A 13,291-nucleotide genomic window follows, 5' to 3' on the forward strand; every position below is an offset into this window, starting at 1 on the left:
ACTGCCGTGCCCCCACGGTCGCAAGGAATGGCACGGCGTGGAAAGTGCTCACCTGGGGGACGCGGTTACGGCGAACGGGAGGTCCCCACGTGAAGTAGCAACCAGCCACCCGCGATCAACGAACCGCGCTGCCCGCCGCCGGTGTGCCGTGCACCGACGCCATCCGCATGTAGCGGAACACCGCCTCGGCGCGATTGGAGGCCTTCAGCTTTCGCAGGATGTGCTTCACGTGGGTCTTGACGGTGCCCTCGGAGATGACGAGGTGCGTGGCGATCGCGCCGTTGCTCATACCCTGTGCCATGAGCGAGACGACCTCGACTTCACGGCGCGACAACAGTGTCTCTACGGACGTGTTGGCGGCCAGCGACGCGGCGACCGGCGGCGGCGACGTCGCATTGGACTGCGGCCGCGGACTCCCGAGCATCGTCTCCGGTGTGCACAAGTCGTCGGCGGCGGTGGCTATGCCACGCGCCATGTGCTGAATCTCGTCGCGCGCCAACCGAAGTCGCTCGCTGAGCATGGTCCGCTGGTACGCGTAACCGAAGCCCTCGGCGAACATCCACAGGACGGCGAGGTCTTCGTCGTCGACGTGACGGCGGCTGTTGTAACAATCCGCGTGCAGCATTCCGATGATGCGTCCGTCGGGCATGATCGGGGCGGCAACATAGGACCGAGACAACGAGGCCTGTCCGATGGCCGAATTGATGCGCGGGTCTTGCTGCACGTCACGAACCAATACCGGGGCGCGCCGACGCATGATCTCGCTTTCGACGAGCAGATGGTCGATCTGCATCGGGTGATCGCGCCCCACCCGGGCGATCTCGTCGGCCCACTCCACATCTGCTGTGACGTGGACACCCTCGACCCACCACGTCGACTCCTCGACTCGCGAGATGATGGCTCTGTCGAAGCCACACCGACACAACTCCGCCGACGCGCGTTCGAGCATCTGCTCGGTCGAGTCGACGCCGTGAAGACGGGACAGGGCATTTCGCACCGCGGCGAAGCGGTCCTGCTTCTGCTTGGTTTGTGCTTGGGCGACCTGGACCTGCAGCTGACCGATCTCGGACATCAACGTCAGGTGGCGGACGGCGGCCGACCCCATGGCCGTGACGGCGCACGCCTCCGCGAGAGCGCCGAGGCTGTCATAGGCCGACGACAGCGCGGCGTGAATGCTGGTGAAATCGCAGTCGACCCCGGTCGTGTCGCCGCCACCGACACCGACCAACTCCGCGTACTCCGCCAGGACGGCGCGGACCCGGTCGCGCAACGCAACGTCGCGCAGCGAAGCGCCAACCTGCGCCCAGTCCTCGTCGTCGGGAACGCGGATCGCGCGAATGGGCGGGACGGCGCGAAGACCTTCGGTGGCGGCAGGCCAACGGTCATCCGCGGCGACGGCGATGTCGACGGTGGCGGTAGTCACAACGACGACGCTATGGAGACTCGCGGCACATGAGAATGGAAGCGGCTTCCAAATTTGCTCGCGGTTACTGGAAGCTGGTCACAGTTCGCCACGTTCCGATCGGAAGTCGGGTATGCCGGAGCTGGCCAGGCCGCCGGGGCTCAGTTTCGCATCGGCCTCGGCCAACCGCAGGGCCACCTCCAGCTCGAGGCGACGCTCCGTGAGCGACCGTCCAAGTAGGTCCTTCGCCTGCTGAACGCGGTACATGACGGTGTTCTGATGGACCCCCAACCTCTCGGCGGTGCGGCCCCAGCTCTGGCCTTCGGCGAAGAACGTGCTCAGCGTCGTGCGCAACCTGCGGCTGCGCTCGTTGTCGAGGCTCAGCTCCCCCAGCTCGTCCGCGACGAAGACGCCCGCCGCGGCCAGGTCCTGGGTAAGAAGCGCATCCAATGCGACGTCTCGATGAACGGTCACGGTGCCGCCGGGGCGGGAGTACACGCCGCTCATCCGTCTCCCGTCGCGAGCCTGCTTGTGGGATTGCACGAAGCCGTCAAGGCCGGGCGCCAGCGCGCCAATGGCGGCCATCAGCGGAGCGTCGACGCTCAATCCTTCGGGGGGCCACGCGGTGACACTGGGGCCGCTGGTCCAGGCCCACACCATCGATGCGCCGGTGGGTACGACGAGCAGTTCGATTCCCTTGAGATGATGGGCGATGTCGGCGGCGGCTCGCTTGAGCGCCTGCAGGGGCGGTCGGTCGGGACTTTGCGGGTCACTCCACACCACCATGGCCACGTGCGAACGGTCGAGGTTGTACCCCAACGCGGCGCTGGTAACGCGTGGGTCGGCAGGCCGGCCGGAGACGATCGCCGTCACCAACTCGGCACGCACCGAATCCGCACTGCGAACCCACAGTTCGCGCTCGCGTTCGTAGTGGTCTACCAGGTCGCCCGAGATCTTCTCGCAGTACTCGAACAGGTACTGCGACGCGGCATTCGACAAGTGCCGTTTGGCCTCCTCCGAGGCGTCGAGCCGGTTGACCGCCTCGCGCAGCGCGGCGTCACAGATTCCGAGTCCGACGACGTAGCACCGGGGAATCGCGGCGACGCTGATTCCGCGTTGGGCCAACGTCGACACCCAACCGAGCGTCTGTCCGGGTGGTCGCGCCGAAGCTGGCGATCTCGACGCGGCGAAGCCGCGGAGGACGGCGTCGACGTTGCTCAGTGCGGCCTCGACGGTCAGCTGGACGAGGTCTTTGTCGTTCGAATCGTGGAGCTCGGCGATGACCTCGACCGCGCGCAGACCGATGCGTTCGGCGAGTTCTGACACGTTCACCGACTCGGCAACTGCGGCGGCGTCCTCAGGCGTCACCAGCACACCGTCCTGTGCCACCGGCAGCCTCCTCGTCGGGTGTCCCGAGAGGGCTGACCGTAGCACCTCGCTGCGACCGCTCGGCGGGATTGAGGTGGTTGCTGGATCAATCGAAGACGACGACGGGCTTGACGACGTCGCCACCCGTCGACGCGGCGATCGCCTCGTTGATGCCCTCGAACGGGAAGGTGGAGATCAGCCGGTCGAACGGGAACTTGCCAGCTCGGTATAGGTCGACGAGTAGCGGAACGAAGGTCTGCGGATCGGCGTCTCCCTCGATGACACCGGACAACCGCCGGCCGAGCAGCAGATGGCCCTGGTCGATGGTGATGTCGTGTTGCAGACCGTGAAACCCGACCGTTGCGCAGTGTCCCGGCGATCGCAGAATCTCCAGCGCCTGGCGGATGACGATGTTCGACCCAACCGCGTCCAGCGAGCAGTTCACCCCGTTGGGAACGGCTGTCACGATGTCCCACACGAGATCCTTCGTCTCGGCCGGGTTGAACAGGTGAGTGGCGCCCAGCGTGGCGGCGAGTTCCAACCGCGCCGGGTTGACGTCGACGGCGATGACACTGCTACATCCGAGCGCCTTGCCCGCCATGACGGCGGCCAGACCGACAGCGCCCAAACCGAAGACGGCCAAACTGTCGCCTTCGTCGGGACACAGCACGTTCATCACCGCACCGGCGCCGGTCTGCAGACCGCAGCCGAGCGGCCCCAGCAGATGCAACGGCAGATCCTTGGGTACCTTGACGACGTTGCGAGCGCTGGCGATCGCCAAGCTGGCGAAGGAGGACTGCCCGAACCAGTTGCCGTGTACCTCCTCGTCTCCGGCCCGAAGCGTCACGGTGCCGTCGAGTCGTTCGCCGAAGTAGTTCAGCGGTGCGAACAGTTCGCAGTAGGCGGGTGTCTTGTTCGTACACGTGTCGCATTCGCCGCAATACGCGTAGCTGATCACCACGTGATCACCCGAGACCACGTTGGTGACCGTCGCGCCGACCGCCTCGACCACACCGGCACCCTCGTGGCCGAGGACCGCAGGCAGGGGAAGCGGCACCATCCCGTTGGCCGCCGAGATGTCGGTGTGACAGACCCCGACCCCGGCGATGCGAACCAGCACCTCGTCGTCCGCGAGCTCGGCCAGGTGCACGTCCTCCAGCGACAGCGGCTCACCCTCCGCGCGGAGTATCGCCGCACGGGCCCCTCGCTGGGACCGGTCCGCCGAGGTTGCAGCTGGGCTGCCGGATGCGATGTCGGTCAAGGCCGTCTCCTCGTCGTCGCGCCGTCTTAGACGGCGGCGTCCTTCTCGGCCACGAGGTCGCGGTACACCGGGAACAGCGGCTTGGTCAACGGCACCAGCTTGAGGATCTTGTTGACCGGGCCCTTGGCCTTCACCTGTCCCTTCGCCAGTCCGACGCCGAGGTTGTACTCACCACGCCAGAACTTGTTGCCGATGTCGGCGGTCATGTACAGCTTGACGTCGGCCTCGGCGTCGTCGCCGCCGTCGGTGACCTCGATCGTCGGCTCCCGCAGCCGCACCGTCATCGCGGCGTCGGGGTCGGTGTAGTAGACCTGCAGGTCGATGTCGGCCGCTTTGAGCTTCGGCCCGACCTCGGTCCCGTTGGCGGCCCGGAAGACACCTCCAAGATACTTGTAGATCTCTTCGGCGTTTGCGTAGTAGCTCATTGCGTTCTCCTATGTCCTTGTCCTGGAGGTAGCGACACATCCAGCGCCGCAGAGGTATTCGTGATCGTCGTCTAGCGAGACGAAGGCGGGGTCCAGCGCACGGGAAGTGCGTGCACGCCGTGGATGAAGTTGTTGATCTGGTAATCCGGCTCGCCGGTCATGGTGATGTCAGGGATGCGCGTGTAGATCTCGGTGAGTACCGACCGCAACATCTGCCGACCCAAGGCGTTGCCGAGGCAGAAGTGCGGACCGCCGGCGCCAAAGCCCAAGTGGTCGTTCGGGCTTCGCAAGATGTCGAACCTCGCCGGGTCGACGAACACGTCTTCGTCCCGGTTGCCGGAGCAGTACCACATCACCAGGTGCTCACCGGCCTTGATCTCGGCGTCACCAACCACGACGTCCTCGGTGGCGGTGCGACGGAAGTGCATCACCGGGCTTGCGTGGCGCACGATCTCCTCGGTCGCGGTACCGACTCGGCCAGGAAGGTCCTCGAGCAGCAGGGCCCGCTGATCGGGGTTCTCGGAGAACAAGCGCACCGCGTGCGCGATGGAGTGCCGAGTGGTGTCGTTGGCTGCCGAACCCAGAAGCGAGAAGAATGCGCCGATTTCCCACTCGTCGAGTCTTTGGCCTTCGAACTCTGCGTTGACGACCCAGCTGATGAGGTCGTCCTGGGGGTCCTTGAGGCGTTTCTCGGCTTGCGCCAGCGCTATCTCCTGGATCCGTTCGGACTCCTCCGCGTGCGTCGTCAGCGCATCTCGGCCCAATGCCATGCGTGGGTCGTCCCACGCCAGCATCCGCTCGGCAGCTTCCATCACGATGTGCTGTTCGTCGCTGTCGCGGTCAAGGCCGAAGAAGTGCGCGAAGATTCGCCCCGGCACGTACTTGGCGTAGTCCTCCGAGAAGTTGCCCTCGCCGCGGTCGACGATCTCGTCCATCCGCTGTCTCGCGTGCTGGGCGATCCACTCGGTCAGCTTGCGGACGTTGCGGGGGGTGAACGCCTGCTCGACGATGCCGCGCATCTTCCGATGATCCTCACCGTCCATGACGAGGAACGACGCGGTCGCGGTGATGACGATCTCGGGCATGTCCTCCATCAGGACGCCCTTGCCCGAGCAGAACAGCTTCGGATTGCGCGAAACGTAGCGGAGGTCAGCATGTTTGGTGACCGACCAGAATCCTGGAGTGTCCTCTTCCGGCGGCAGCAGGGTGGACTCGTACGGCCGGTGATAGGAGACCGGATTCTCTGCCCGCAGGCGTCCGAACGCCTTGTCCCGCGTCTCGAAGTCCTGCGCCCAAAACGATCGGGCCGACAAGTCGAGTTCGGGGTCGCTGACAATCGGGGAATGCTCTGCAGTGCTGCTCATGTCATGAAGGTTGTCACTCGGCCGACCCGGTGACGATCCGGCAGACGGGGCAACTGCATACCTCGTTGGGGGTGCGGTCTCCGTCACAGATCAAGCACCAGCCGGGGTGTCTTCGACCGCGAGACACACACCATGAGACAGTCGTTCTCGGCCTTCTCGTCGTCGCTGAGAACGGAGTCTCGGTGCTCTGGGATCCCTTCGAGCACAGGGGTTTCGCAGGTGCCGCAGATCCCCTCCATGCACGAGGCCAGCATGCTGATCCCCCGCGCACGCAAGGCGTCGAGGATGGTGTCGTCAGGGCCGATTTCAATCGTGACGCCCGACCGCTGGCAGACGACCGCGAAGTCGTCGACTGAATCCTGCGGCGGTCTCCGTGCCGCCGGGTTCGCAGCGAATCGCTCGACGTGCAGTGCACCATTCGGCCAAGCGACGCAGGCGTTCTCGACGGCGTGGAGCAAGGCCTCGGGTCCGCAGCAGTAGATCAATGTGTCCTCGCGCGGGGTGTCTAGCACGCTGGCCAGGTCGAGCATGCCGAACTCGTCCTGCGGCCACACGGTCACCTTGTCCCCGTACTGGGAGAGCTCGTCGACGAAGGCCATCGAGGTGCGACGCCGACCTCCGTACAGGAGGCTCCAGTCAGCGCCGTCGGCCTCGGCCACTTCGATCATCGGCATGATCGGCGTAATGCCGATTCCGCCCGCGATGAATTGGTAGCGGCTGGCGGGTCGTAGCGCAAAGTGGTTGCGCGGACCGCGGACTCGCAGCATGGCGCCTTCACGCAAGGTGTGATGCACGTGTTTCGAGCCGCCACGGCCATCCGGTTCGAGCAGCACTCCGACCTTCCAGCGCCGCCGATCCGTGGGGCTTGAGCACAGCGAGTACTGCCGCACCAAGGTCTCGGTCAACAGCAAGTCGACGTGTGCGCCGGGAGCCCAGCGCGGGAGTTCTCCGCCCGCACTGTCCTCGAACACCAGGCCGACGACGTCGTCAGCCAGCTCTTCGCGGCCCACCACCGCCAGTTCGATCGTCTGTTCCTCGGTCAGCGGGACGTGGCGCACTCGGACTCCGTCACCGCCGTCATCAGTACCAACCCGCATGGGTCGAGCTTGCTGATCTGGCGCCGTCCCCACCAGCCGCCAGACGGTGGACCGCCATACCTCGAACGAGGGTTCCGGAAGCGATTGGAGACTGTCCGCGCTGCCGACGCCCAGCCGCCGAGCGCGCTACGACGGTTTTCTGCACCATGGTCGCGATCGACCGGCAGCGCTCCACATCCACGGCCGCGAGGCAGAAAATGGCCACAGCGCCTCACGGGCATGTCCACCCCGAAGACCCGTTGTACACAGCACTCTGACGGCTCGGCAACTCGGTCGGCGGACCGTACTCCTGCAAATGGGAGATCGTCGGACACCACATCGGCTCACTACCCTGGGTCGGAACGCTGCGCATCGACTGGTGCGCAACGAGTTCAACTCCTTCGTCGGCGGACGGCAGTGAGCCACCTGTGCGCGGAACCAGGGGAACAATCGTGCAATCGTTAGTCCAAGACGACTTCGACATCACACTTCACCACGTCATGCGACGCATGCGCGGGATGAACTCATACGCCGAAGTGGTGACGTTGCTCGACGCCGACGGTTTAGTCGTTCGGAGCACGTTTGGTGACGTCGTCCGACGGGCCGACAAGCTGGCCGCAGCCCTGCACGCCCTGGGTGTTCGCGTCGGTGACCGCGTGGCCACTCTCGCGTGGAACACCCAGGAACACCTGGAGGCCTATCTCGCGGTGCCGTGCATGGGAGCGGTCCTGCACACCTTGAACATTCGCCTGTCGGACGACCAACTGGCGTACGTCGTCAACCACGCCAAGGACCGCGTCCTCATCGTCGACGAGTCCCTGCTCCCGCAAATCCAGCGGATACTGCCCACCATCGGGTGCGTCGAACACTTCATCGTCATCGGAGGAGAAGACGGCGCGTCCCGGTTGCCCGGTGCTCGCCGCTATGAGGACGTCATCGCCGAGCAATCCGACGGCTACGACTACCCCGACGTCGACGGCACCGCCGCCGCCAGCCTCTGCTACACCAGTGGCACCACGGGAAATCCGAAAGGCGTGCTGTACGGTCACCGTTCGACCGTTCTTCACGTGATGGCCGAGTGCCTCACCGACACACTCGACGTCCGCTCCACGGACCGGGTACTACCGGCGGTGCCGATGTTTCACGCGAACGCCTGGGGCCTCCCGTACACCTGCGGCATGCTCGGCGCGTCATTGATACTGCCGAGCCGCTTTCTGCAAGCGGACCCGTTGGTGCGCCTCATCAAGTCCGAAGGGGTTACCTTCGCCGCGGCCGTACCGACCATCTGGGCCGACGTTCTTCGCACGGCGTCATCGAGCCCCGATGACCTGGGGTCGTTGCGCCGGGCGGTCTGCGGCGGCGCAGCGGTCCCGCTGTCACTCATGCAACGATTCGAGGACACGTTCGGTGCGCCCCTCGTTCAGGGCTTCGGCATGACGGAAACGAGCCCGCTCGTCGCCATCGCCGAGGCACCCACCGAGGCGACCGGAGACGACTATTGGCGGTACCGCTCGAAGACCGGCCGCATCGCACCCCTGGTGGAAGCCCGGATCGTCGACCTCAACGGGGACGAACTACCTTGGGACGGAGATGAATCCGGCGAACTCGAACTAGCAGGCCCGTGGATCGCCTCGGGTTACTACCTCGACGAGAAGGCCAGCGTCGACAACTTTCACGACGGTTGGCTCCGTACCGGCGACGTCGCGACGATCGACGCCCTTGGCTACATCCAGATCACCGATCGAATGAAGGACGTGATCAAGTCCGGTGGCGAATGGGTCTCGTCCATAGAGATGGAGAACGCGTTGATGTCTCACCCGATGGTCGTCGAGGCCGCCGTCATCGCCAAACCCGACGATCGCTGGACTGAACGCCCCCTCCCCTGTGTCGTCGTCGACGACGCCCATCTCGCAACACCGGAAGTCCTCAACGCGCACATCGAGACCCGGTTCGCCAAGTGGCAGCTGCCCGACGAATACGCCTACCTCGCCGAGGTGCCGAAGACCAGCGTCGGCAAGTTCGACAAGAAGCAGCTGCGCTCGATGCTCGCGACGGGCGAGTTGGCTCAACGTCACCCGGTTCGGACGACTACAGGGACCACGTCCAACTAGCCAAGCCGTCGCCCAAAGCTATTGTGGTTGACCGTATACCGCTACCAGGACACTGCGGTCGAGGCTGTTGACCGACCACACTCCCATCTCGGAATACGCACAGTTCGCCATCACGGCGAAGTCGACGGGATCGTGATACCACTGGTTGATCACGTCGACGCCGTTGATCGCCAGGGCGGGATTGACCGCCACGGTCTGAGCCACCTGGCCGCGGTACCCGGCGGCGTCGGCTCGCGACTGGGGGGTGGAACCATCTGAACCGACGTCACCGTCCAGGGTTCGGTCGGTCAACACGTCGTTCGCATGCCATCGGGCTGCCTGTTGCAACCGCGGGTCGATCCTCACGTCATTGGTACACCCCGCCTGATGCTGAACGGTGTACACGTTCGCCACGACGCCGTGGTTCAGCCGCTTGTTGTTGGGCACCAAAGTGTTGTCGTCGTTGTCGGCGTGGGCCGGCGAGGCAACGAGCACCAGCATGGTGCACGCACTGATCGACGACAGTGCCGCTCTCTGGAGACGCATCGGGATGGGTCCTCTCCACGGATTGCGGTCAATCACACCGGATCGAATTCCGATATGAGCCAGCGGTTGTCGACCTTGTCGAGCCCGATGCGCACACTGGAGGCCGTGTTCGAGGGAGTATCGTTACCGACGGTGGTCGTCTGGTTGACGAAGAGCAACACCTCAGCATGAGTCTCAGATGCGGACACCGACGCCGCGGCCGGCACCGTCGCCGTGGCGGTGATCTTCTTCTGCTGGGCTCCGGGAATTACCACGTCGTTCGTCAACGACGCATACGACTCGAGGAACTGACCGGTCAAGCGCCCCCGAGCGGCGTCGAGATCCTGCTTGACGGTCTCGGGGCGGTACGACAGCAGCGCGATGGTGCCTTCGGTCGCCGCTCGAACTGCCTCGGCGCCCGACACCTGCGCCCCGTCGATCGTTGCGGTCTGCCACTTGAGGTAGCCGGAACCGATGGCCAACACCATTGCTAGAGAGGGCAATACGACGTAGGACATGGCCGACCTCCAGCCGAGCCGGCGGCGAGGGACGGGTGGGCTGGCCTGACTTGTGCCGAGCACGGTGTCGTCGGACTCCTCGACCTGCGACGCGGACTTCAGTAGTTTCATGGCACGAACTCCACTCGTGAGACCTTCATCTGATCGCCGGTTCGTTGAACCGAGATTCGCATCCGCCACGCACGCGGGACCTGTTCGTTCCCCGTGGTGTTCGACGTCTTGACCGAAACGGCAACCAGTGCTTGGGCTTCGCCATCTGACTGCGACTCCAAGCCGGCCTCCGTCACGGTACCGACCGACACGGACTTGGCTTGCTTGACGACCCCCACGAACGCGTCCGATCGCTGGGCGAACTCGTCGTAGAACTCTCCCGTAGCGCCTTCGGTGATGCGGCGAACGTCGTCCTCGGCGTGCTCCCAGTCGATCGTAGTGAGGTTGAGGGCAGCTTGACGCGCCGTCTGCAGAAAGCGTCCGCGCTCGGCCTGCGCGTGACTCGCCTGGTGGTATTGAAATCCCAACCAGCCCAGAAGCGTAGACAACACGACGACGATGGCCACCCCCAAGGTGGCCGGACGTCGAAGCGCCGAGTGCCACGCCCTGGGTCGCCGCTCGGGCGGGTCGGGTGGGACGTCGCCGTCGATGTCTTGATCGACGACTTCACAGTCGGTGTCGCCGACGCCTTCGACCGCTTCGGGCAGCGTCAAGGTGTCGGAGGGAGCAGCATCGTTTGCCATGTCTTGTCCTCCGTTGCGGTCTGAGCTAGCTCGGATTGGGTGTATTGGCGACCATCGGGTCCGACGTAGGAACCGGTGGCGGGGTCGTAGTACGCGACCGCCGTCGGCGGCGGACCCGCGGGAGGCGCTGAGCCCGGCGGCAACTGAGGGACGTCCTGCCCGTTGACGGTCGCGTTCGGGTCGCCCTTCCAGTTGAACCCGTCGTTGATCGGGACGTAGGGCTGATCGCCTTCGCACTCCTTGACCGTCGCCGCGCGCTTGCCGGGCACGGTTTCACAGGGGGTGTTGCGTGCGCCGCGGACGTTGAACGGGGAATCCTGTGGCACCCGGCAGTACAGGTCACCCGGCGCTCGATCCGGGTAGTCCTGCAGCGAGGCGCTTCGCCTCTGTTGCGCCGGCAGATAGCCCGTCGTGCACGGCGGCGGCAAATTCAGATTCAGGTTGAAGCTCAGATACGCGCCCTTGTAGTCCTGTTTGGTGTTGACGTTCGCGGCCAGCGATCCCTGTTCGATCGACACCAATTGCGGTAGCAGCACTAGAATCTGCTGAATGCTGTCGTGATACGCAAGACCTACCTTGCCGACGCTTGCCAGGTTGGCGAGCAGGATCGGCAGAGTCGGCTGAACGCGTTGAACGAGCTGACGCGCTTCGTCCAACGCCGGACCGCCCCGCTTGATCACTCCAGCCACGTCGCCGTCGTGCTGCTGCAACTCGCGCGTCACCGTGGCGACGTGGGACGCCCACCCGGCAATGGCGTCCGAGGTATCGGTCTGTGTGTCGAGCACCGGCTTGGCGTTGTCGACCAGCGCAAGCATGGGGTCCAAGTTCTTCCGGGCATCGGTTGAGAGATCCGTGACGCCGTTGACGATCTTGGAGAGCTCCGGGCCGAGTCCGCCCACCGCCGTGTAGGACTCGTCGACCACGGTCTTCAGATTGTCCCGCGGTACTGCCCGCAAGCCTGCCTTGACCGCGTCGAGCACTCCGTTGACGTCCCGCGGCACCGACGTGTCTTTGAGCGGGATCACGTCTCCGTCCTTCAGCGGCGGAGCGGAGTCGTTGCGCGGCAACAATTCCACGTACTGCTCGCCTATCGCGGACTGACTGTGCACCTGCGCCTCGAGGTCGCTCGGGATGGCGACATTCGATGTGAGCGAGAGGTCGGCGACGACGCCCGAGTCACTCAGATGAACGGACTCGACGCGCCCGACCTCCGTACCTCGGTAGGTGACGTTGCCGCTTTCGTACAGTCCGCCAGTGACGGGAAGCTGCATGGCGACGGTGTAGCGCCCGATGCCGAATAGCTTTGCCGGGAGCTTCATGTAGTGGACCGTCATGAGGCCGAGCGCGACGAGTGCCACCACGGTGAAGACCGCGAGTTGGATTCGCGACAGTCGATTCAGGTGCATGTGTCAGCGCCCCTGATCCATGCGGTACGGCGCGGTGAGCGGATTGCTGACGTTGCCCGGTCCGCCGGCCATGCAGGGGCTGGGGAACTGGCCAATCGTGCGGCCCCACTGCAACTCCAACCAGGTCAGGTCACATTCCCAGCGGGTGCCGGTGAAGAGCCCGGCGTCGATCCGACTCAGCGTCAGGTCGATCACCGCCGTCAGGTTGGCATAGTCGCCGCGCTGCCACTTGTCGATGTCCGCACTGGGGAACGGGTACGTCGGAAGCAGGCCAAGGGATTTCGTCAGGCTAGGCCCCGCGTTGCCCAGAGCTTCGAGCACCGGTCCCAAGTGTTTCAGCTCCTTGACCAGATTTTCCTTGCTCTGGTTCACCGTGTCGGTGGTCAGTGCGCTGAACTTGCCCAACTGGTCGGCCGCCTCGACGAGATTGGAGCGCTGATCGTTCAGCACCGCCAGCGCATTGGGAATCGTCTCGACGGCGCGGTCGAGAACGGGCTGTTGTTCGGCAAACTTCGCGACGAGATTGTTGAGACTGTCGGTTGCTGCGATGATGTCGCCGCTCTGGTCGTTGAGGGTCGCGGCGAATTTGTCGGACTGTTCGATCAAGCTGCGTACATCCGACTCGCGACCGCGCATCGCCGTGCTCAACGCTTCGGTGATGTCCCCGGCTTGGCCGATGCCGCCGCCGTTGAGGACCATCGACAACGCCGCCAGCGTCTGCTCGGGCGTCGGGTAGGCCCCGGCCCGATCCAGGGGGATCACCGAGCCCTCGTGCAGCCTGCCCTGCGGCGGTTCATCCGTCGGTGGCGCCAATTCGATGTGCAGGGAACCGAATATCGTCGTCATACCGATCTTCGCCGTGGCGTTGGCCGGCAGGTTCACGTCCTCGTTGAGGCGCATCGACACCAGCGCGTGGCCGTTCTGCAGCTCGATCTTGGACACGTGACCGACCGTCACGTCGGCGACGCGTACTCGCGAATTGGGCTGAATATTGCTGACGTCGGGCATCTGCGCCTGCACCAGGTACGACGCCTCTCCTCTACCCTCGGTGCCGGGCACCGGCAGCGAGTTGATCCCCTGCCAGCTGCAACTCGCCAACAACCCGGCCACCATCACGGTCAC

Annotated in this window: 12 protein-coding genes; 1 reads left to right on the forward strand and 11 read right to left on the reverse strand. The window is 64.9% G+C overall.

Features of this window, described 5'->3' with window-relative positions:
- Positions 1-115 precede the first annotated feature (115 nt).
- The 6 genes from B1790_RS13390 to B1790_RS13415 form a co-directional block, all read right to left on the reverse strand.
- The gene (locus B1790_RS13390) at positions 116-1,423 is read right to left on the reverse strand and encodes a LuxR C-terminal-related transcriptional regulator (RefSeq protein ID WP_079923672.1); all 1,308 of its coding nucleotides are present in this window, start codon (positions 1,421-1,423) and stop codon (positions 116-118) included.
- Positions 1,424-1,501: 78 nt separating this feature from the next.
- Positions 1,502-2,791 (reverse strand): CdaR family transcriptional regulator, encoded by a 1,290-nt coding sequence (locus tag B1790_RS13395; protein WP_079923673.1) that lies wholly within the window; start codon positions 2,789-2,791, stop codon positions 1,502-1,504.
- Positions 2,792-2,876: 85 nt separating this feature from the next.
- Entirely contained in the window at positions 2,877-4,022 is a 1,146-nt protein-coding gene (locus B1790_RS13400) for an NAD(P)-dependent alcohol dehydrogenase (RefSeq protein ID WP_233165106.1), read from the reverse strand.
- 35 nt (positions 4,023-4,057) lie between these two features.
- Positions 4,058-4,456: an SCP2 sterol-binding domain-containing protein gene (locus B1790_RS13405; RefSeq protein WP_079923674.1), complete on the reverse strand. Its 399-nt coding sequence runs from the start codon at positions 4,454-4,456 to the stop codon at positions 4,058-4,060.
- A 71-nt stretch (positions 4,457-4,527) separates the two neighbouring features.
- The gene (locus tag B1790_RS13410) at positions 4,528-5,820 is read right to left on the reverse strand and encodes a cytochrome P450 (protein ID WP_079923675.1); all 1,293 of its coding nucleotides are present in this window, start codon (positions 5,818-5,820) and stop codon (positions 4,528-4,530) included.
- A gap of 83 nt (positions 5,821-5,903) precedes the next feature.
- Positions 5,904-6,917: a PDR/VanB family oxidoreductase gene (locus tag B1790_RS13415; RefSeq protein ID WP_142271288.1), complete on the reverse strand. Its 1,014-nt coding sequence runs from the start codon at positions 6,915-6,917 to the stop codon at positions 5,904-5,906.
- Between the two features lie 431 nt (positions 6,918-7,348).
- On the opposite strand from B1790_RS13415, the gene B1790_RS13420 reads away from it, so the two are divergent.
- The gene (locus B1790_RS13420; protein ID WP_079923759.1) at positions 7,349-9,007 is read left to right on the forward strand and encodes a long-chain fatty acid--CoA ligase; all 1,659 of its coding nucleotides are present in this window, start codon (positions 7,349-7,351) and stop codon (positions 9,005-9,007) included.
- Positions 9,008-9,025: 18 nt separating this feature from the next.
- On the opposite strand, the gene B1790_RS13425 is transcribed toward B1790_RS13420, so the two are convergent.
- The 5 genes from B1790_RS13425 to B1790_RS13445 all read right to left on the reverse strand — a co-directional run bounded on the left by B1790_RS13425 (position 9,026) and on the right by B1790_RS13445 (position 13,282).
- Positions 9,026-9,532: a CAP domain-containing protein gene (locus tag B1790_RS13425; RefSeq protein WP_142271289.1), complete on the reverse strand. Its 507-nt coding sequence runs from the start codon at positions 9,530-9,532 to the stop codon at positions 9,026-9,028.
- 32 nt (positions 9,533-9,564) lie between these two features.
- Entirely contained in the window at positions 9,565-10,029 is a 465-nt protein-coding gene (locus tag B1790_RS13430) for a hypothetical protein (RefSeq protein ID WP_079923761.1), read from the reverse strand.
- Positions 10,030-10,136: 107 nt separating this feature from the next.
- Positions 10,137-10,763 carry a mammalian cell entry protein gene (locus B1790_RS13435; RefSeq protein WP_142271290.1) on the reverse strand — a complete coding sequence of 209 codons (627 nt, stop codon included), beginning with the start codon at positions 10,761-10,763 and terminating at the stop codon, positions 10,137-10,139.
- On the reverse strand, positions 10,730-12,169 hold the full coding sequence (locus tag B1790_RS13440) for an MCE family protein (RefSeq protein WP_079923676.1): 1,440 nt from the start codon (positions 12,167-12,169) through the stop codon (positions 10,730-10,732). Before B1790_RS13440 ends, B1790_RS13435 begins: the two co-directional genes overlap by 34 nt.
- Positions 12,170-12,172: 3 nt before the next feature.
- A complete protein-coding gene (locus B1790_RS13445) occupies positions 12,173-13,282 on the reverse strand; it encodes a virulence factor Mce family protein (RefSeq protein WP_079923764.1) in 1,110 nt (369 codons plus the stop codon).
- Positions 13,283-13,291 lie beyond the last annotated feature (9 nt).

This window comes from Mycobacterium sp. AT1 (assembly GCF_002043095.1).
In the GTDB taxonomy this organism is placed as follows: domain Bacteria; phylum Actinomycetota; class Actinomycetes; order Mycobacteriales; family Mycobacteriaceae; genus Mycobacterium.

What these genes read in the sequence shown, in the direction of transcription:
- B1790_RS13445 (WP_079923764.1), bottom strand. Translation starts at nt 13,282, where the DNA reads ATGGTGGCCGGGTTGTTGGCGAGTTGCAGCTGGCAGGGGATCAACTCG.
- B1790_RS13440 (WP_079923676.1), bottom strand. Translation starts at nt 12,169, where the DNA reads ATGCACCTGAATCGACTGTCGCGAATCCAACTCGCGGTCTTCACCGTG.
- B1790_RS13415 (WP_142271288.1), bottom strand. Translation starts at nt 6,917, where the DNA reads ATGCGGGTTGGTACTGATGACGGCGGTGACGGAGTCCGAGTGCGCCAC.
- B1790_RS13425 (WP_142271289.1), bottom strand. Translation starts at nt 9,532, where the DNA reads ATGCGTCTCCAGAGAGCGGCACTGTCGTCGATCAGTGCGTGCACCATG.
- B1790_RS13435 (WP_142271290.1), bottom strand. Translation starts at nt 10,763, where the DNA reads ATGGCAAACGATGCTGCTCCCTCCGACACCTTGACGCTGCCCGAAGCG.
- B1790_RS13430 (WP_079923761.1), bottom strand. Translation starts at nt 10,029, where the DNA reads ATGTCCTACGTCGTATTGCCCTCTCTAGCAATGGTGTTGGCCATCGGT.
- B1790_RS13410 (WP_079923675.1), bottom strand. Translation starts at nt 5,820, where the DNA reads ATGAGCAGCACTGCAGAGCATTCCCCGATTGTCAGCGACCCCGAACTC.
- B1790_RS13405 (WP_079923674.1), bottom strand. Translation starts at nt 4,456, where the DNA reads ATGAGCTACTACGCAAACGCCGAAGAGATCTACAAGTATCTTGGAGGT.